The 20,004-nt window shown below is 43.5% G+C and carries 16 protein-coding genes; 12 read left to right on the forward strand and 4 right to left on the reverse strand.

The genetic code is table 11. The features are described 5' to 3' along the window. Positions 1–523 precede the first annotated feature (523 nt). The 3 genes from MHH41_RS02035 to MHH41_RS02045 all read left to right on the forward strand — a co-directional run bounded on the left by MHH41_RS02035 (position 524) and on the right by MHH41_RS02045 (position 5,530). Positions 524–4,573, forward strand: a complete 4,050-nt coding sequence (locus tag MHH41_RS02035; protein WP_340865505.1) for an isopeptide-forming domain-containing fimbrial protein — start codon at positions 524–526, stop codon at positions 4,571–4,573. A gap of 6 nt (positions 4,574–4,579) precedes the next feature. Then, positions 4,580–5,140, forward strand: coding sequence for a class D sortase (locus MHH41_RS02040; protein WP_340866660.1), 561 nt, complete (start codon positions 4,580–4,582; stop codon positions 5,138–5,140). Positions 5,141–5,245: 105 nt separating this feature from the next. Next, on the forward strand, positions 5,246–5,530 hold the full coding sequence (locus MHH41_RS02045) for an AbrB/MazE/SpoVT family DNA-binding domain-containing protein (protein WP_340865507.1): 285 nt from the start codon (positions 5,246–5,248) through the stop codon (positions 5,528–5,530). 40 nt (positions 5,531–5,570) lie between these two features. On the opposite strand, the gene MHH41_RS02050 is transcribed toward MHH41_RS02045, so the two are convergent. Genes MHH41_RS02050 through tcyA form a run of 3 tightly spaced genes read right to left on the reverse strand, consistent with a single transcriptional unit; the run spans position 5,571 to position 7,821 of the window. After that, entirely contained in the window at positions 5,571–6,314 is a 744-nt protein-coding gene (locus MHH41_RS02050; RefSeq protein ID WP_050945488.1) for an amino acid ABC transporter ATP-binding protein, read from the reverse strand. A 12-nt stretch (positions 6,315–6,326) separates the two neighbouring features. Then, positions 6,327–7,019: an amino acid ABC transporter permease gene (locus MHH41_RS02055; RefSeq protein ID WP_012008905.1), complete on the reverse strand. Its 693-nt coding sequence runs from the start codon at positions 7,017–7,019 to the stop codon at positions 6,327–6,329. Beyond that, a complete protein-coding gene (gene tcyA, locus MHH41_RS02060) occupies positions 7,006–7,821 on the reverse strand; it encodes a cystine ABC transporter substrate-binding lipoprotein TcyA (protein ID WP_003213831.1) in 816 nt (271 codons plus the stop codon). Before tcyA ends, MHH41_RS02055 begins: the two co-directional genes overlap by 14 nt. Positions 7,822–8,146: 325 nt before the next feature. Between tcyA and MHH41_RS02065 the strand changes: the two genes are divergently transcribed. Beyond that, on the forward strand, positions 8,147–9,580 hold the full coding sequence (locus MHH41_RS02065; RefSeq protein WP_080984802.1) for an amino acid permease: 1,434 nt from the start codon (positions 8,147–8,149) through the stop codon (positions 9,578–9,580). Between the two features lie 45 nt (positions 9,581–9,625). On the opposite strand, the gene MHH41_RS02070 is transcribed toward MHH41_RS02065, so the two are convergent. Further along, complete coding sequence (locus MHH41_RS02070; protein WP_044140493.1) at positions 9,626–11,119, reverse strand: peptide MFS transporter; 1,494 nt, start codon at positions 11,117–11,119, stop codon at positions 9,626–9,628. Positions 11,120–11,381: 262 nt separating this feature from the next. Between MHH41_RS02070 and MHH41_RS02075 the strand changes: the two genes are divergently transcribed. From MHH41_RS02075 to MHH41_RS02110, 8 genes are all read left to right on the forward strand, one after another. After that, on the forward strand, positions 11,382–13,166 hold the full coding sequence (locus MHH41_RS02075; RefSeq protein ID WP_340865512.1) for a right-handed parallel beta-helix repeat-containing protein: 1,785 nt from the start codon (positions 11,382–11,384) through the stop codon (positions 13,164–13,166). A 200-nt stretch (positions 13,167–13,366) separates the two neighbouring features. Next, on the forward strand, positions 13,367–14,692 hold the full coding sequence (locus MHH41_RS02080) for an LLM class flavin-dependent oxidoreductase (RefSeq protein WP_340865513.1): 1,326 nt from the start codon (positions 13,367–13,369) through the stop codon (positions 14,690–14,692). A 17-nt stretch (positions 14,693–14,709) separates the two neighbouring features. Continuing rightward, a complete protein-coding gene (locus MHH41_RS02085) occupies positions 14,710–15,213 on the forward strand; it encodes a GNAT family N-acetyltransferase (protein WP_003214146.1) in 504 nt (167 codons plus the stop codon). Positions 15,214–15,235: 22 nt separating this feature from the next. After that, on the forward strand, positions 15,236–16,030 hold the full coding sequence (locus tag MHH41_RS02090; RefSeq protein WP_050945492.1) for an amino acid ABC transporter substrate-binding protein: 795 nt from the start codon (positions 15,236–15,238) through the stop codon (positions 16,028–16,030). Positions 16,031–16,054: 24 nt separating this feature from the next. Continuing rightward, entirely contained in the window at positions 16,055–16,729 is a 675-nt protein-coding gene (locus MHH41_RS02095; RefSeq protein WP_003214174.1) for an amino acid ABC transporter permease, read from the forward strand. A 12-nt stretch (positions 16,730–16,741) separates the two neighbouring features. Further along, positions 16,742–17,488: an amino acid ABC transporter ATP-binding protein gene (locus MHH41_RS02100; RefSeq protein ID WP_340865514.1), complete on the forward strand. Its 747-nt coding sequence runs from the start codon at positions 16,742–16,744 to the stop codon at positions 17,486–17,488. Between the two features lie 33 nt (positions 17,489–17,521). Further along, positions 17,522–18,679 (forward strand): amidohydrolase, encoded by a 1,158-nt coding sequence (locus MHH41_RS02105; RefSeq protein ID WP_277553198.1) that lies wholly within the window; start codon positions 17,522–17,524, stop codon positions 18,677–18,679. Next, positions 18,670–20,004, forward strand: a complete 1,335-nt coding sequence (locus MHH41_RS02110; RefSeq protein WP_284905712.1) for an MmgE/PrpD family protein — start codon at positions 18,670–18,672, stop codon at positions 20,002–20,004. Before MHH41_RS02105 ends, MHH41_RS02110 begins: the two co-directional genes overlap by 10 nt.

The following is a 20,004-nucleotide window of genomic DNA, read 5'->3' on the forward strand; positions in this document are numbered from 1 at the left end:
TCTTTCTTAAACACTCGAATTCAATCGTAACATACTCCCACGCCCCTTTAAATGGCTTTGCTCAATTGTAATCGCTTACTTATAAAAAGAATTTTTCGCATCGTAAAAGGTCAAAACAAGAGCAAGACTTTCGACTTGTTTTTTTTAACAAAGCGAACCAATCATTCCCTTTTTTTAAGATAAAATGAAAAAAATTCAATATATACTGACAAAAAAATAAGCATCACCCAATTAAAGAATATTTATCTTTAAATAGAAAGGATTGTATGTAATTCACATTATAAGACCTGTTTGGAAAATAGATAGATGAGGAATTTCGGGATGGAAAAAGGTTATTTTATTGGAAAAACATAAGCAAATCAATCATCGGGAGGTATTTAGTTCAAAATGTCTATTTTTGTCGAAAATAGTCATTTAGTCCTGTTGAGGCTTTTGAAATCTTACTGATATTCTTTACCAAAGTGTGGGAGGTGAACTGGTACATACCATTATGATTAAAGCAGGGAAAAGGGGATGTCAAAAAATGAATATATTAAAAAGAACGAGTCAATTATTTCTTATATTGGTGTTGATTGCTGGGAATTTATTAACAGTCTCACCACCTGTTACGAAAGCCGCTGGGACGGTGGTTGTCAATAACACAGATTCCTACATGATTGGAAATGGTAAGTTAGTTCTTTATCAGCTTGATGGGCAAAACCCAACAAACGTAAAGGCTAGTGTACAGGTGAAGGGAATTAATTCGTCTGTAGTGAACGGTGTTGCTGTGAATGATCAAGAAAACACAGTGTATGCAACTACGACAGCAAGTGGAGAGCCAGTTCTTTATAAAATAAATGCGACCACTGGACAAGCAGAGCGTGTAGGTGTTTTAGGCGGAAGAGCGCCAAATGCCGTTGTTTATAACGGTAAATATATTCATTCGTATGCGGTTGGTGGAGAACCCTACCTTGCAACGTACGACTTAGCAACTGGTCAAAAAACGGCCAAGAAAATTGCCGGTTATGACGTTGGCCCTGGCATTGGCGGAGACATTGGCGGAGACCTTGTAGTCGATAAGGATGGCTATCTTTGGTTCGCATCTAATACCAGTGGGTCCATTGCGCAAATGAATCCTGAAACAGCTGAAGTAATTCGAGTGATTCCAATCACAAATGCAGATGGTAAACCTATTGAGGGAGGAGTACGAGGAATTAGCTTTTTGCCAAATGGACAAATGCTATTACAATCAGGAAAAGATGACTCTATCGGTCATTCTACTCTTTTCACACTTGATGCGAAAACATTAAGTACAACATATATGGGCACTGCAGGTGATTCATTATCTTACGACTTAGCTTCAAGGGTGAAGCCCGAATTTGATCCATATCCTCCTAACCTTGAATCAGAAAAATCTGTTGCCTTACAGAAAAAAGCAGAAGGCAACACAGATGAAAAGAATCCAGAAGTAGGCGACACTTTGCTTTATACAATTAGAGCAAAAAATACGGTACAATACGGTATTCTTAAAAATCTGACCATATCAGATAACCTTCCGAGCAGCTTAGCCTATGTTCCAGGCTCACTTAAGGTGGATGGCGCAGGCGTAACAGATGCAAAAGACCAAGACAAAGGTGATTTTACAAACGGTACTGTTACAGGTCAAATAGGTGATGTGAAAGACACCGATTGGCACACCGTGACATTTGAAGCGAAAGTAGCAAAAGGTCAAGCTGGCAAAGATATTCAAAATACAGCCAATGTCAAAGGGGAAAACACACCGCCAGACAAACCAACAACAAACATAGAAATTTATCCTCGTGATCCAAAGCTTGAATCAGAAAAATCAGCGGTCTTACAGAAAAAAGCAGATGGTAATACAGATGAGAAGCACCCAGAAGTAGGCGACACATTACTGTATACCATTCAAGCCCGTAACACTGTTGAAGACAGCTTCATTGAAGATCTTGTGATTTCTGACAAGTTACCTCAAGGGTTATCATATGTACCAAATTCTCTACAGATAGATGGGAATCCAGTCACAGATGCAAAAGATGGCGACAACGGTGATATGACAGATGGAACTGTCACTGGAACGTTCGGTGAAGTGAAAGATGCGAAATGGCATACCGTGACATTTGAAGTCACAGTTGAAAAAGGTCAGGCAGGCAAAGACATTCAAAATACAGCGAGTGTCACAACCGGCAACACACCGCCAGACGAGCCGACAACGAATGTAGAAATCTATCCTCGTGACCCGAAGCTGACTTCTGAAAAATCAGCCGTCCTGCAGAAAAAAGCAGATGGTAATACAGATGAGAAGCATCCAGAGGTCGGTGATACCCTTCTTTATACGATTAAAACAAAGAATACGATAGAAGACAGTCTCGTTAAAAACTTAGTGATCTCAGATGAACTGCCAGAAGGATTAGCATATGTGCCAAATTCACTTGAGGTAGACGGACAAGCGGTGACAGATGAGCAAGATCAAGACAATGGTGATGTCACAAATAGAACCGTCTCAGGACAATTCGGTGACATTAAGGACACCGATTGGCATACCGTGACGTTTGAGGTCACGATTCAAAAAGGACAATCTGGTAAAGACATTCAAAATACAGCGAGTGTCACAGGTGAAAATACACCACCAGACGATCCAACAACAAAAACAGAAATCTATCCGCGTGATCCAAAGCTTGAATCAGAAAAATCAGCGGTTTTGCAGAAAAAAGCAGAAGGTAACAAAGATGAGAAACATCCAGAAGTAGGGGACACCCTTCTTTATACGGTTAAAACAAAGAACACGATAGAAGACAGTCTTGTTGAAAATCTAGTGATCTCAGATCAATTACCAAAAGGGCTGGAGTATGTCGCTGGTTCTCTTGAGATTGATGGAGAATCCGTCACAGATGTGAAAGATGACGATAGCGGTGACTACACAGATGGAAAGGTCACGGGTTCTTTTGGCGATGTGAAGGACACGGACTGGCACACTGTGACGTTTGAAGTGACAGTTGAAAAGGGACAGGCTGGTCAAGACATTCAAAACACAGCCGAAGTAACAGGCGAAAACACGCCGCCAGATGATCCAACAACGAAAACAGAAATTTACCCTCGTGAACCAAAACTAGCATCAGAAAAGGATGCAAGCATTCAGAAAAAAGCTGAAGGTAACACAGATGAAAAGACACCTCAGGTAGGAGATACCCTTCTTTATACGATCAAAACAAAGAATCTTGAAGAAGACAGCATCGTTAAAAATTTAGTCATCGCAGATCAACTGCCAGAAGGTCTTGAATACGTCGAAGGATCATTAAAAGTAGATGATCAAGCCGTCACAGATGCAAAAGATGACGACAACGGAGACTACACAAAAGGCACAGTAACTGGTCAATTTGGCGATATCAAAGACACGGACTGGCATACGATTACTTTTGAAGCGAAGGTTGCTAAAGGCCAATCAGGTAAAAGCATTCAAAACACAGCGAAAGTAACAGGCGAAAACACACCACCAGATGAGCCGTCAACCGAAACAAAAATTGATCCAAAGGATCCAAAGCTTGAATCAGAAAAAACATCTAAGATTTCTCAAAAAGCAGAAGGGAATAAAGATGAAAAACAAGTTCAAGTAGGCGACACCCTTCTTTATACCATCAAAGCAAAAAATAGTGTAGAAGACAGTGTCATCAAAGATCTAGTCATCACAGATCAACTGCCAGAAGGTATTGAATACGTCGAAGGGTCATTAAAAGTAGATGACCAAGCCGTCACAGATGCAAAAGATGACGACAACGGAGACTACACAAAAGGCACAGTAACCGGTCAATTTGGCGATATCAAAGACACGGACTGGCATACGGTTACTTTTGAAGCGAAGATCGCTAAAGGCCAATCAGGTAAAAGTATTCAAAACACAGCGAAAGTAACAGGCGAAAACACACCGCCAGATGAGCCGTCAACCGAAACAAAAATTGATCCAAAGGATCCAAAGCTTGAATCAGAAAAAACATCTGAGATCTCTCAAAAAGCAAAAGGTAATACAGATGAAAAACAAGTTCAAGTAGGCGACACCCTTCTTTACACCATCAAAACAAAAAATAGTGTAGAAGATAGTGTCATCAAAGATCTAGTCATCGCAGATCAACTGCCAGAAGGTCTTGAGTATGTCGAAGGGTCATTAAAAGTAGATGCACAAGGTGTCACAGATGCAAAAGATGACGACAACGGAGACTACACAAAAGGCACAGTAACCGGTCAATTTGGCGATATCAAAGATACGGACTGGCATACGATTACTTTTGAAGCGAAGATCGCTAAAGGATATGAAGGTAAAACCATTCAAAATATCGCAGTTGTGAAGGGTGAGAATGTGGACGAACCAGACAAACCTGAAAACTCCACAACGGTAGAACCGCCGCATGTGCCAGAGGTGCCAGGGAATCCAGAACAGCCTTCTCATTCAGAACCGGATACACCTGGTCATCATCTTCCGAACACTGCAACAGCGATGTACAACCTTTTACTAGCAGGATTTGCACTTGTGCTAATAGGTGCCTCCCTTATTGTATGGAAAAGAAGAAAAAGAAACGAATAATTGTCCATGTTTCAAAAAATCATCTCAACTCTATTGATCACAGCAGGTATTTGTCTTGTGATGATAGGATATATGAGGATCGTTGATGGGCAAAGGCAAGTAGATCAATCTTTCCAGTCTGCACAAGCAGCCATCCAGCAAAAGGGGCAAACAGATTCCCCTTTTGTCCCGAAGGCTGGTGAAATCATTGGGCTCTTGCACATTCCAAAGTTAAATGCTGAGTTACCAATTGTAGAAGGAACAAAAGCGGAGGATTTAGCAAAGGGCGTTGGTCATTATCACGAAAGCTATTTACCTAATGAACAAGGACAAATCGTTTTATCTGGGCATCGTGATACTGTGTTTAGACGAACAGGAGAACTGGTGAAAGGGGATCAACTCGTCATTGAACTTTCATATGGACGATTTACCTATGAAATTGAGAAAACAAAGATTGTGAAAAAAGATGATCAAAGTATTATTACATTGCAACAGGAAAAGGAAGAACTTATCCTCACCACATGTTATCCTTTTTCTTTCATTGGTCCTGCACCAAACAGATATATCATATATGGGAAGCGTGTTTAGCCACTGGATCAGCCTGCAGTTTATCCTTTCATGAACCGATTGGAGCGCTTCATTCCTTGATAAAGAGGGAATTGCCTATATCTAGAGATGCAGGAGGGGGTCAATTTGTTAAATCAAGACTATGTAAGATATATAGATAACGTCGGGAGAATTGTCCTGCCGACAGATATGAGAAAACGGTTGAAAATTCACCCAAAAGATTTTATGGAGATTTATCGAGAAGAAGACCAAATTGTCATAAAGCCGTATTGGCAGGACAAACCTTGTATCGTCACAGGGGAAGTAACGAGCTCCAACAAAGTGCTATCGGGTGGAGTGGTTATCAGTCCAGAGGGAGCGAGACTGCTCCTGCAAGATTTACTGGCGCTTCGCTTGCAAAAGGAAATATAAAAAAAGGCTGTTCTCATCACGTGAGAACAGCCTTTTTTCATCATACTGGATTCAAAATCCGGTTTAAGAATTGTTTTGTTCGTTCTTCCTTTGGTCGTTTGAAGATTTCCTCTGGAGGACCTTGTTCGACGATGACGCCGCCATCAATAAAAATCACTTCGTCTGCCACTTCTTGGGCAAACTTGATTTCATGTGTGACAACTGCCATGGTCCAGCCTTCTTTCGCTAAATCCTTCATGACCTTTAAGACTTCCCCGACAAGCTCAGGGTCAAGTGCAGAGGTGGGCTCATCAAAAAGCATGAGCTCTGGCTGAATGGCAAGTGCACGGGCAATCCCGACACGCTGCTTTTGACCGCCTGAGAGCTGGAATGGATACAGATCCTTTTTATCTTCCAGACCGACCTTTTGCAAGAGCTGAATGGCTTCTTTTCGAACCATTTCCTTTGGACGGCGCTGCACCTGAACAGGACCTTCCATCACATTTTCAAGCACGGTGCGGTGTGGAAACAGGTGATAATCTTGAAACACCATTCCCGATTTCCGGCGAAGCTTCAGCAGATCAGCTGACTTATTTTTTTTCGAAAAATCAATCGAGAAATCATCGAAGGTAAAGGAGCCGCCATTTGGTGTTTCAAGTGCATTTAAACAGCGAAGCATCGTTGTTTTTCCTGAACCTGATGGGCCAAGAATGGCTACAACCTGTCCTTTGTTGATCGTAAAATCTATTGACTTTAAAATCTCATTTTCACCAAAGGATTTCTTGAGACCTTTGACTGTTAGCATGTCGTTCCCTCCTTACCTTGCGACATATCGATCAAGTCGTTTTTCAATTTGATGCTGAACGAGCGATAGAATGAAGCAGAATACCCAATAGATCAGGGCTGCCTCCATATAAATGAACAAGATCTGATCCAAGTTCGCCGCAGCAATTTCCTGTGATTTACGGAACATCTCTGCTACGAGGATTTGGGAGGCAAGAGATGTATCCTTCACCAAACTAATGAATGAATTAGATAGCGGTGGAATCGATACACGCACAGCCTGCGGTAAAATCACGCGGACGAGCGTTTTACGATGCGTCATCCCGATTGAATAACCAGCTTCCCATTGACCTTTAGGAACAGATAGGACGGATGCACGGATAATTTCCGATGCATACGCACCTACGTTTAATGAAAAAGCGATAATGGCACTTGGATATGGATCCAGTGTGATATTAAATGTCGGAAAGAAATAGAAAATAATAAACAATTGCACAAAAAGCGGCGTTCCGCGAACGGCCGACACATAGATGGAAAAAATCCATCTGAGGGCTTTGATTTTAGACATTCTAGCAAGTGCTGTCACAAGCGCGATAAAAATACCAATAATAAAAGCAATGATGGCGAGGGGGATTGTGTAATAAATCCCCTGCATCACCATTGGCCAAAAAGATTGCTGAAGAAGATCCCAAGGAATGACGACTCCTAGGGTATTACTTTGTAACATCTTCACCAAACCATTTCTTAGAAATCTTAGCAAGTGTACCGTCTTTTTTCATTTCTTTTAATGCGCCATTCACTTTGTCAACGACTTCGCCGCTGCCTTTTCTGAATGCAAAGTAAGTTTCTTGAGGATCTCCTGTTTCAAATGCAACTTTTAGGTTTTTGTTCCCGCTTGTTTTCAAGTAATTCAATACAGCCAGCTTGTCATTGAACGTCAGATCAGCACGTCCTTGTTGAATCAATTGAATCGATTGTGCAAGACCTTCAACGCCCTCAATTTTAGCACCAGCATCTGTAGCTAGTTTATTGTAGTTACTTGTTAATGATTGTGCTGCTTTTTTGCCTTTTACATCAGATAGTTTCTTGATGTCGTTGTTATCTGATTTTGTCACAACAATGGCTTGAGACGTTGTGTATTTATCAGAGAACTCGTATTGATTTTCACGTCCAGTTTTACCAACTTGGTTCGCTACCACGTCAAAACGTTTTGAATTCAGTCCAGCAAACATGCTGTCCCATTGTGTTTCTTTGAATTCAGGTTTTAAGTCAAGACGTTTTGCTACTTCTGTGATGACTTCTACATCGTAGCCAGTTAATTTATCTGTCTTTTTGTCATGGAATGTGAAAGGAGCATAAGTTCCCTCTGTTCCGATCGTCAGAACACCTTTATCCTGAATGGATTTCCAAAGGTCGCCTGATTCCTTAGACCCAGATTGTTTATTCGCGTTGTCGCTTGCACCAGATCCACATGCCGTGATCAATGCAACACAAGCGCCTAACATAATGGCAAAGAACATTTTTTTCATTTTATTCCCCACTTTTCTTGTTGGTATTTACAACATATGATCTTACAGAGAAGCAACCTAAAAGTAAAGCATTTGAAACTAGCTTGAGCGAATCTCACCAACTTTATGCCCGCAACCCGTTTCTTTCAAACCTCTCACGTCTACAAAGCCTTTCATCTTTTATTTGTGCGAACATTATTAAAATAAAGACTTTGAGACAGTGACCATAGAAGGAAGCATATTTATTATAAAAGATGTATAATTAGTAGGTTGTTTTGAAAATGGAATGAATCACATGGAGACATGTTTTGATAAGTTATCATCTTAGAAGAAGGAGGGCATCATTGTGGATGTTGGACAAAATCAGCCTGAGCAATTGAAAAGGGCGATGACCTCCCGCCATTTATTTATGATTTCACTTGGCGGTGTCATTGGGACAGGCTTTTTCTTAGGAACGGGCTATACGATTGGACAAGCAGGGCCAGTTGGAGCCGTTCTTTCTTATATTGTGGGCGGATTGATTATGTATTTAACCATGCTGTGTCTTGGAGAGCTGTCGGTTGCACTTCCTGTGTCCGGGTCGTTTCATACGTATGCGACGAAATTTGTCAGCCCTGCAGCGGGTTTTGCGGTCGGCTGGATTTATTGGCTTGGCTGGGCAGCAACGGTCGCCCTGGAATTTTTATCAGCAGGACAGCTGATGAGGCGCTGGCTTCCACAAGTGGATGTGTGGATTTGGTGTCTCGTATTTGGACTGTGTCTTTTCTTATTAAATGCCCGGTCGGCGAAAGCGTTCGGGGAGTCGGAGTTTTTCTTTTCAACCATTAAGATTATTGCGATTTTACTTTTTATAGGTGTAGGCGGAGCGGCGATGTTTGGTTTTATTGAAACAACGAGCGGTGAACCTGCCCCTTACTTCAGTCATTTTGTGAGTGATGGGCTGTTTCCAAATGGATTGCTTGCCGTTGTGGTCACGATGATCACCGTGAATTTTTCATTCCAAGGAACAGAGCTGATCGGGATTGCGGCAGGAGAAAGTGAAAACCCTGAGAAAACCGTTCCTCGCTCAATTCATCAGACTGTTTGGCGTACACTCGTCTTTTTCGTCCTATCTATTTTCGTCTTAGCGGGTATGGTGCCTTGGAAGGAAGCGAGTGTGCTGCAAAGTCCGTTTGTTACTGTATTTGAGAGAACGGGCATTCCTTTTGCGGCAGATATCATGAACTTTGTCATTATCATCGCTTTATTATCTGTTGCAAACTCTGGCTTGTACGCATCGACGAGAATGCTCTATTCCTTATCGAAAGAAGGAATGGCAGGAAAAGCATTTAGACGCGTGAATCAGCGCGGTATTCCGATGAATGCCTTACTGCTCACGTTCTTGTTTACAGGGATTTCGCTATTATCCGGGTTCTTTGCAGAGAAAACAGTTTTTGCCTGGATCGTGTCCATTGCCGGCATGAGTGCCCAGACTGGCTGGATCACCATTACCTTATCACAAATGCTATTCCGCAGAAGATATCTTAAAGCAGGCGGAAAGCTGGAAAACTTAAAATTTAAAACCCCTCTTTATCCGGTGCTGCCGATTATTGCGATCACACTCAACACCATTGTTTTGGTCAGCCTTGCCTTTGATCAGGAGCAGCGCATCGGGTTATATGTCGGCGTCCCTCTCATGATCATTGGGTATGTCGTCTATCACCGCTATGTGAAAAAGCATCAGGCGAAAAGTGAACCGCTTAAGCTGCAAATTCATGGAGATGATGAGATCCGGTTTTAAACTAGAAAAAAGAAGCCAACCCAATGGGGAGGCTTCTTTTTTTATTTAATGAATACCTTTCATCGCTTTCTTAATCACTGGTGTTAAGAGCAGCATCACACCGCATAAAACGATGGCGAGCAATCCAATGATACCGAAATAGACGGTTTCTGGCACTTTATCAAACAGTTTGACCACTTGGGCATTGATCGCCTGTGCCATCGCATTTGAAAGGAACCAAAGGCTCATTGTTTGCGCTGAGAAGGCAGCAGGTGCAAGCTTTGTTGTCGCTGACAGCCCAACAGGTGATAAGCAGAGCTCTCCGATCACGACGAGGAAGAAGCTCAGAACGAGCCATAATGGGCTCACAAGTGTATTCGGACCAGACATGTAGGCAGGAATGATCATGATGATAAAGGATAATCCTGCAAACAGAAGGCCAAGTGAGAACTTAATCGGGGTAGACGGCTGTTTCTTTCCAAGTCTAATCCACAACCAAGCAAACACAGGAGACAGCAGCACAATAAAGATTGGGTTCAATGATTGAAACCACGAAGAGGCAAGTGTCATCCCAAGGAAATTCAAGTTTGTTCGTTGATCTGCATATGTGGCTAGAATGTTTGAGCCTTGTTCTTGAATCGCCCAGAACATCACCGCAGCAAGGAACAATGGAATATAAGCGAGAACCCTGGATTGCTCCACTGGGCTCGTCTTTTTACTGAAATACATGACGATGAAATACACAATCGGAATGAGCACACCAAGGACACTGACAAACCAAGTGAATAGATTAATCGTGAGTGCGCCTGTTTGAATGCCAATGACGACAAAAACAGCGAGCACAATGGCAATTAATGTTCCGAAAATTTTGAAGTTCTTGCGTTCAGTAGCTGATAACGGATTTGTTACATAAGTACCGGCAAGACCAAGATTCGGTTTTTTCGTGATCACAAATGTAATCAGACCAACAAGCATCCCAACGGCAGCAAGTGAGAATCCGAGGTGGAAGTTCACTTTTTGACCGAGTGTTCCGACAATTAGTGGGGCAATAAAACCGCCCATGTTGATCCCCATGTAGAAAATACTAAAGCCAGAATCCCTGCGTGGGTCTGTTTTGGAATACAAGTCGCCAACAATGTTTGAAACATTCGGCTTCAGAAGACCTGTCCCAATAATAATCAGCCCCATACTAATAAAGAGCGCTGTTGCACCGCTTGGCAAAGCCAAAATGACATGTCCAAGCATAATGAAAACCCCGCCATAAAAGACCGTACTGGACGAACCGAATACTCGGTCGGCGAGCCATCCGCCAATAATGCCTGACATATAGACAAGCGCACCGTAGACAGACATGATCGAATTGGCTGTCGTCTGATCAAAACCAAGACCGCCCTTTGTCACCTCTGTGTACATATAGTAAATAAGCAGTGCACGCATGCCGTAATAAGAGAAACGCTCCCAAAATTCAGTGAAAAACAGTGTGTAAAGTCCTTTAGGATGTCCAAAAAAACCTTTTTGAGGAACACTTTTAACAATTTTATCGTGGTCAATTGTTGACATGGCATAGATCCTTTCTTAAAAAAAGAGATATGAGAAAAATGATATTCTTGTATAGTTCTTGTGTCAATATAAAACTATTCTAAAACAGGAAAATGTTAGTTAAATAGGCGTAAAGACTCAAAAAACGAAAAATTCTTTCAAGTAAGAATGGTCAGAAAGTTATATTGGAAGAATTTATTTAAAATTTGAAGGATTGTACAAGCAAACCTTTTACACATGCATAGGATGACAAGAGGACATGTGTGAAAAGGAGGGGTTTAGATTGGGGGAATTGAATGAATCTGATCTAAAAAAACCTGTTGTCAATGTTCAAGATTTTGGTGTAGTGGCGGATGGGAAAACGGACTGTACAGCGAGGCTTAATGAATGCTTAGAATGGACGAAAGCACAGGGGTATTCCCATGTCTGGCTGCCGAGCGGCACGTATGTCATCGATGCTGTGTACAGAGGTGATCAATTTTTTCCTTTCCGGGGTGCGGGTATACGTGTGCCAAGTCATATGACCATTGAGATGGCGCCGGATGCCGTCATTAAGGTGAGGCCAAATGATTCGTGGGGGTATGCGGCCTTTTATATAGGAAAGGTTCAGCATGTGACCATCCGGGGTGGGCGAATCGAAGGGGATCGCCATGAGCATGTGTACAAGTCGCTTCCCCCTGAACGAAAAACCCATGAATGGGGCTTTGGGATATGTATTGAAGGGGCCTCTGATGTGGAAGTGAATCGTGTACAAATCAAGAGTTGTACGGGAGACGGCATCATTGTCAGTCCCCACGGTTTATTATCACAAGCTGAATCGTACTCGCCTGCTTCATCTATTCACATTTCTGGCTGCCACATCACAGATTCAAGACGAAACAATATCTCGATTACAGGCTGTGATGGAGTCATTGTGGAGGACTGCCTGCTGGAGAGAGCAGGAGTTGACGGAGTCGAGCCGAGAATGGGCATTGATATTGAAGGCTACGGAGAAAATGCGGTTAATATGGAGGAACCACTGAATATTCAAATTCGAAACAACATTGTAAGAGGTGGTGCCGCAAGCTCCATTTATAACTTCAACGGCTATGGTGTCATCATTGAAGGCAATCACACAGACAGCAGTATCTCCTATGGCTTTGCCACCGAAACCATCATTGCCAACAATTTGATCCGTGCAGTAGGAGGAGGCGTCACAAAAGCTGGGATTACGAGCTTAGGAGTCTCTTTTGGTCAAACGGAAAACAATGTGATCATTATTGGCAATATGATTGAGGGATTTGAAAAAGGGATTGATGTGAGGGGCGATAGTGTTCACATTACAGGGAATAAGATCAGTCTATTTGAAGATGCGGCTTTGTCCGTTTATATGGCGAACCGTATTCTAATAGAAGGAAATCATATTGAATCGGGGACGAATATAGGGCAAAGAAGCGCAGCGCTGCGTATCTATCAGTCGGATAGCGTCGTCTTTTCAAACAATACGATTTACTCGGTGATTGATGGAGCGATGGTGAGAGGAACGAATATCCTGATCCAGCACAATCAATTTAAAGATTTCAGCAGAGGGATCTGGGTGCAGGAAGGAGAAGCTGGAGTTAACGGCAATCTCTTTATTCAAGAAGGACACCCAGAGCTAGGGTCTTCGTATACGATCAGTGTCACTGGAAATGCAAAGGCTTTCATTTGGCAAAATCGCTTTAAGCACTACCAAAACTACGCCGTATACAGCAGCACGACGGGTCCATTAGAAATCAAAGACAATTCCTTTGAAGAATCATCTTTATATGTCGTGATGTATATTAAGAACGGTTCACCACAAATCGGAGATAACCGCTTTTATTTAAATCGTTCGATCGGACAGCCGACGGCGATCTTTATCGATCAAGCCGCCTCAGCCCGTGTGCTGCGGAATAACATCATTAATTTATCTCCTCAAAAAGCGATTGCCGTCCGCACCATATCTTCCACTCATTCCGTGATCGCCCATAACATGCTGGAACGCAGCCAATTGATGACACATACTACAGATCGGCTCATTGGGAATATTGAAATCGATACACCGTGATAAACGGGTGAAATCCCTAATTTTGGAGGTTCAGAAGGCGGTTGACAATCCTGTAAAAAGGGCATATAGTAATAATTATTTTTCATTTTTCGCAACATTTGCCCTTTTTTTATTGATAAAACCGATTAATTCAATCAGAAAAATGTATCTTACGAGGACTTCAGTTTGATACAGCAGGATATAGAAAGGATGAAGAACAAGTGTCACAGCCGAAAAGGAAGCTCAAGCTAGGCGTATTCATCGCAGGAACTGGACATCATGTTGCCTCTTGGAGACATCCGAATGCCGTATCAGATGCAGCCATGAACCTGGATTATTTTAAACAATTAGCGAAAAAAGCAGAGGAAGGAAAGCTAGATTTACTCTTTTTAGCCGACAGCTTATCCATTAACCAAACCTCTCATCCGAATGTACTGACGAGATTTGAACCGCTTACCCTGCTTTCGTCCATTGCTGAGTCTACTTCATCAATTGGTTTAGCAGCAACAGCATCCACTACATACAGTGAGCCTTTCCATATTGCAAGACAGTTTGCCTCCCTTGATCATTTATCAGGCGGAAGAGCGGCATGGAATGTGGTCACATCTTCTATTGAAGAAACAGCGAAAAACTTTAGCGGAGAAGAGCATTTAGCCCACCATAAACGATACGAGCGAGCAGAAGAGTTCGTCGAGGTCGTGAAAGGTCTTTGGGATTCTTGGGAGGAAGACGCCCTTGTCAGAAACAAGGAAACGGGAGAATTCTTTGAATCTAGTAAGCTTCATGAGCTCCAGCATAAAGGAGAGTTCTTCTCAGTACGAGGTCCTCTCAATGTATCACGCACGCCTCAAGGGCAGCCAGTGATCATTCAAGCAGGATCATCCGAAGATGGTCAAAAGCTTGCAGCAAAAACAGCTGAACTCATTTTCACAGCACAAAACGATCTCAAAAAAGCGAAGGAATTTTATCAAAGCTTAAAGGAGAAAGTAGAGGCTGCTGGTCGTGCTAGAGAGGACGTCAGCATCATGCCGGGCATCTTCCCGATTATTGCTGATACAGAGGGAGAAGCCAAAGCGAAATATGAAGAATTACAGGAGCTGATTGTTCCTGAGATTGGGCTGAGCATTCTGCAAAACTACTTAGGTGGGATTGATCTGTCTCAGTATCCTTTAGACGGACCGCTTCCAGAGATTGATCCAAGCACGTCAAATGCGGTAAAAAGCCGTTTTGATCTCGTGATGAATATGGCGAGAAAGGATCACCTGACCATTCGCCAGCTCTATCAATCGGTTGCCGGCTCTCGTGGTCATAATATTTTCATTGGTACACCGCAGCAGCTCGCAGATGTGATGGAGACATGGATCAATGAAGAAGCAGCAGACGGCTTTAACGTCATGCCGCCGCTATTGCCAGAAGGGCTGGATATGTTCGTAGACCGCGTCATCCCAATCCTTCAGGAAAGAGGCTTATTCAAAACAGAATATACAGGACAAACCTTACGAGAAAATCTAGGATTAACTGAGCCAAAAAATCGCTACACGACATAAGGGTGAGGTGACTAACGTTGGGATACACGTTTCGTCTGGCAACAGAGGCAGATATAGAGGCACTGCTTGAACTGACAACAAGAGCCTATGAGCCAATTCGTGAGCTCGGCATCCAGTTCCAAGCAGCACATGCTGATTTTGCTCTCGTTCAGAAAAATGTACAAAAGAATCTTTGCTATGTGATGGAAGAAAACGGAGAGCTTCTATCCACCTTGTCGCTCCGTATGCCTTGGGGAGAACAGCCAGGCCCGTTCGGCGTCCCTCACATTTGGTGGTTTGCCTCAGAACCATCCGCCAAAAAAGGGACAGGCTCTGTCTTGCTGGAATGGGTGGAAACCGAAGTGTTAAGGGATACCTTGAAGGTGCCATACGTATCTCTAGGTACAGCTGATAAGCATCCGTGGCTCATCGACATGTATGAGCGCAAAGGCTACGTCAGAGCAGGAGAAAAGGATTTAGGCAAGGGGCACATCACGGTTTATTTTAAAAAACAACTAAGATCAGATATCACACAACCATAAAAGGAAAGAAGGGTATACGAACATGAAAAACAAAAAGTGGCTAGTCGTTCTATTTGCAGCAATGCTGGCAGTTTTAGCAGCTTGCGGCGGGGGCAATCAGGGTGAAGGCAAAGATGAAAAAGTATTAAAGGTAGGTGCCACAGGACAAAGCTATCCGTTTGCCTATAAAGACAATGGCAAGCTTGTTGGCTTCGATGTCGAAGTAACTGAAGCGGTTGCGAAAAAGCTCGGCTACAAACTAGACTGGCAGCTGAGTGAATTCAGCGGACTCATGGGACAGCTGACGTCTGGTAAGCTGGATACAGTGTCAAACCAAGTCGCAGTCACAGATGAGCGTAAACAAACGTTTAATTTCACTGATACGTACGCTTATGCAGGAACACAAATCATCGTGAAAAAGGACAACAACGACATCAAAGGTCTTGATGATTTAAAAGGAAAAACAGTGGCGGCGGTTCTTGGCTCTAACCACGCCAAAAACTTAGAAAGCAAAGACCCGGACAAAAAAATCAATATTAAAACATATGAAACGCAAGACGGTGTCTTAAATGAAGTGGCAAATGGCCGCGTAGATGCTTATGTCAACGGACGCAGTGTATTACTTGCTCAAATTGAAAAAACAGGTCTGCCACTCAAAATCGTTGGCAACCCAATTGTGTATGAAGAAGTAGGCTACCCATTTGCCAAAGATAAAAAGCATGACAAGCTAAGAGAAGAATTTAACAAAGCGATTAAAGAATTAAGAGAAGACGGGACACTTAAGAAATTGTCTGAGAAGTATTTCAAAGACGATGTCACAGTGCCAATTAAAAAATAACGACAGCGGCGGTGAAGAGCAGACATGAACAAAATTGATTGGCAGTATATGGTGACCGTTTTTCCGACATTGATCCAATACTTGCCGATAACGATCTTCATGGCGATTGTCTCCATGGTATTTGCCATTATCATTGGTGTGGTATTCGCGCTCATTACGAAAAACCGGATACCTGTTTTATACCAATTTGCCAAGCTGTATATTTCTTTTTTCAGAGCGGTTCCAACCTTGGTTCAGCTCTTTCTCATTTATTTTGGTCTTCCGCAGCTATTCCCTGCGATGACTTCAATGGATGCCCTAACAGCGGTCATTATCGGATTAAGTATTAAAAACTCAGCATACTTAGCAGAAATTTTCAGAGCGGCCCTCAATTCTGTAGATGAAGGGCAGCTAGAGGCATGTCTATCTGTCGGCATGACAAGATGGCAATCTTACGTCAGAATTATTTTCCCGCAGGCAATCAGAAACGCGATTCCAGCGACGGGGAATACCTTTATCGGTCTTTTAAAAGAAACATCTCTTGCCTTTACCATTGGTGTGGCAGAAATGTTTGCACAAGGGAAGATGATTGCATCGGCGAACTATAAATACTTTGAAACCTATTTAGCCGTAGGGATTGTGTATTGGGTGATGACTATCATTTATAGCTTCCTTCAAGACCTATTTGAACGAAAAATTAGCAAACCTTACCGGAATTAAGGAGGTGTGGACATGATCAAGCTCACCAATTTGAAGAAATCATTCGGCGACCTTGTCGTCTTAGACGGAATCAATCTCGACGTGCAAAAAGGGCAGGTTGTGGCCATTATCGGACCTTCTGGCTCCGGTAAATCCACCTTGCTGCGCTGCTTAAATTTATTAGAAATACCAGATGAAGGCACGATTGAAATTGGCGATGCGAAGCTCGATGCGTCTAAATATACACGAAAAGAAGCCCATCACCTGCGTCAACAAACGGCCATGGTGTTTCAAAACTATAATCTATTTAAAAACAAGACAGCACTGCAAAACATCACAGAATCACTGTTTGTGACGAAAAAAATGACGAAGCAGCAGGCAAATGAGATTGGAATGAAGCTGCTGAAGCAGGTAGGGTTAGAGCAAAAGGCGGACAGCTATCCAGTCACGTTATCTGGCGGACAGCAGCAGCGAATCGGGATTGCCCGCGCATTAGCGGTTGATCCACATGCGATTCTGCTCGATGAACCAACGTCAGCGCTTGATCCAGAGCTTGTCTCAGGTGTGCTTCAAGTTATTAAGTCCATTGCGATTCAAGAAACAACGATGATCATCGTCACACATGAAATGACGTTTGCAAGAGAAGTGGCAGACCATGTGATTTTCATGGCGGATGGTCATATTATTGAACAGGGCACACCAACTGAACTATTTGATGAAACGAAGAATGAACGGACAAAACGATTTATCCAAAAAGAAGCAGCGGCTGAAGAAGCATAAGCTGCTTTTTACTCTTTAGAGGGGTGAGTATCAGTGAAATCAATAGGAAATGAAGCATTAAACAAACGTTTAATTAACATTCGCCGAGCGCTTCATGAGCATCCAGAGCTGGCATTTGAAGAACATGAAACGACTAAAAAACTGCGCGGCTGGTTAAAAGAAGAAGGGATCACCGTACTCGATTTTCCAGCTCTTCAAACAGGCGTTGTCTGTGAAATCAAAGGAGAACAAGAGGGGCCGACAATTGCTTTGAGAGCCGATATTGATGCACTTCCGATTGAAGAAGCATCTGGCGAACCATTTTCTTCAAAGGTACCGGGCAAAATGCATGCATGCGGACATGATTTCCATACAGCTTCTATCTTTGGAGCGGCTCTTTTATTAAAAGAACGGAAACACGAGATCAAAGGAGCGGTCCGCATTTTGTTCCAGCCGGCTGAGGAAGTCGCGCAAGGAGCGAAACATGTCATAGAGGCAGGTGTTTTAGATGGAGTGGATGCGATTTTTGGTATGCACAACAAACCTGACCTGCCAGTTGGCACTATAGGCATTAGAGAAAAAGCGTTGATGGCAAGTGTAGACCGGTTTGAAATCAATATAAAAGGAACGGGTGGTCATGCCGGTATTCCGAATCATACGGTGGACCCGATTGCCATCAGCGGGCAGATCACAAGTGCTCTTCAGCAAATCGTTAGCCGCCGCATCAGCTCATTGCATCATGCAGTCGTCAGTATCACACGCATTCAAGGTGGTACTTCATGGAATGTGATTCCTGATCGTGTTGAGATGGAAGGAACCGTTCGGACGTTTGAGCCTGAAGTGAGAGCGATGATACCAGAGCTTATGAAGCAAATCGTGAGTGGGATTGCCGAGGGATTTGGGGCGAAAGGTGAAGTGAAATGGCATCCGTATTTGCCTTCTGTGTTGAATGACGATCGTTTGACAAAGGTGGTCGAAGAAACGGCAGGTGCGCTGGATCTCACAGTAGTTCAGGCAGAGCAGTCACCGGGCGGAGAAGATTTTGCCCTTTATCAAGAACACATTCCAGGCTTTTTCGTATGGATGGGGACAAGCGGTACCGAGGAATGGCATCACCCTGCCTTTACATTAAATGAAGGCGCACTCCCTGTTGCCGCTGCCTTCTTTGCTGAACTTGCTGTTCGGGCATTGGAGTCACAATCATGGAACTAACAAAACAACTGGCAGAGGCTGTACTGTCTGCTTATCCACTTCAAGATCAGCGGGCGGTAGAAATGGCTCGAAATGGTCTGTTAGATGCTGCGGCGGCAGCGCTTGCTGCGAAAGAGGATGAAGGAATTCAAAAGCTCATGGCACTGGTGGAACAAGAAGGCGGAGCAGCTCAAATTCCTGTCATTGGACAAGGGAAGAAGGTCAGCCGTCAATCCGCAGCCATGCTGAACGGCTACCTGATCCACGCCCTTGATTATGATGATGTGCATTCAGATGTGAGAGGGCATCCCAGTGCGGTGATCATTCCAGCATTGCTATCACAGCTATCAGACGGCAAAGGGTTTGGCGATCGATTTTTAGCAGCCTACATTACAGGCGTTGAAGTGATGGCAAGGCTTGGCGAATCCATCGGCAAAGCGCATTATGAGAGAGGCTGGCATAATACCGGAACTCTCGGAGCCATTGCAGCAGTGTGTGCCATTGGGTATTTAAAACAAGTCTCGCAGGAAGAGCTGACGAAAGCAATCGGCTTTGCTGGAGCGCAATCGGCCGGAATGCGAAAGCAGTTCGGCTCTGATATGAAACCATTACAAGCCGGCTTAGCGGCTAAAACAGCCGTCTGGTCTATGGATTTAGCTTGTTCAGGTTTTGGCGGGAATGAATCGGTTCTTGATGGTACGCTTGGTTTCTTTTCTCTCTATGGAGATCAGGAGCGTGCGGAAAGTCGTTTACTAGAGGGGTATGGTATAGCGTGGCGTATTGTCGCGCCGGGGCTGTGGTTCAAAGTATACCCGTTCTGTTCAGCTGCGCATCATGCAGCCGATGCGATCCAATCCTTAATGAAAGAGCATCCTTTCTTACCGGAGCAGGTGAAACAAGTAGAGGTCCTATTCCCGCCTGGCGGAGATGCAGCGCTTATTGAGCGGGCACCTTCGACTGGAGAAGAAGGACGATTCAGTGTTGAATATGTGATCGCACTTGCCGTGTTTGGACAGACGCTCACGCTGGATCACTTTACGAAAAAAACCATTCCATCACACATGCGCACATGGATGAAGCGGGTGAGCAGAGGATATGATCAAACGATAGAACCCCATCCAGATGCAGTCCCAAAAGGTCGCTTTACGATTGTGAAGCTTACCTTATCTGATGGCACCATCATTAGCGAACGAGTCGATATTCCGCGGGGCGCACCAGGCCACGCATTATCGAAAGAAGACATCATGCAAAAATTAAACAGTGTCACAGACGCATCACATGCACAGAAGATTGTCCAAGTTATTGAAGATGGAAACGATTCTTCTTATTTGCAGCTGTTGGCATGA

Origin of the sequence: Bacillus sp. FSL K6-1145 (assembly GCF_038003425.1) — a bacterium.
Classification (GTDB): Bacteria; Bacillota; Bacilli; order Bacillales; family Bacillaceae; genus Bacillus; species Bacillus pumilus.

Coding starts and splice junctions, on each gene's coding strand:
- MHH41_RS02100 (WP_340865514.1), top strand. CDS start 16,742: ATGATCAAGCTCACCAATTTGAAGAAATCATTCGGCGACCTTGTCGTC.
- MHH41_RS02070 (WP_044140493.1), bottom strand. CDS start 11,119: ATGTCAACAATTGACCACGATAAAATTGTTAAAAGTGTTCCTCAAAAA.
- MHH41_RS02035 (WP_340865505.1), top strand. CDS start 524: ATGAATATATTAAAAAGAACGAGTCAATTATTTCTTATATTGGTGTTG.
- MHH41_RS02050 (WP_050945488.1), bottom strand. CDS start 6,314: ATGCTAACAGTCAAAGGTCTCAAGAAATCCTTTGGTGAAAATGAGATT.
- tcyA (WP_003213831.1), bottom strand. CDS start 7,821: ATGAAAAAAATGTTCTTTGCCATTATGTTAGGCGCTTGTGTTGCATTG.
- MHH41_RS02040 (WP_340866660.1), top strand. CDS start 4,580: ATGTTTCAAAAAATCATCTCAACTCTATTGATCACAGCAGGTATTTGT.
- MHH41_RS02110 (WP_284905712.1), top strand. CDS start 18,670: ATGGAACTAACAAAACAACTGGCAGAGGCTGTACTGTCTGCTTATCCA.
- MHH41_RS02055 (WP_012008905.1), bottom strand. CDS start 7,019: ATGTTACAAAGTAATACCCTAGGAGTCGTCATTCCTTGGGATCTTCTT.
- MHH41_RS02095 (WP_003214174.1), top strand. CDS start 16,055: ATGAACAAAATTGATTGGCAGTATATGGTGACCGTTTTTCCGACATTG.
- MHH41_RS02090 (WP_050945492.1), top strand. CDS start 15,236: ATGAAAAACAAAAAGTGGCTAGTCGTTCTATTTGCAGCAATGCTGGCA.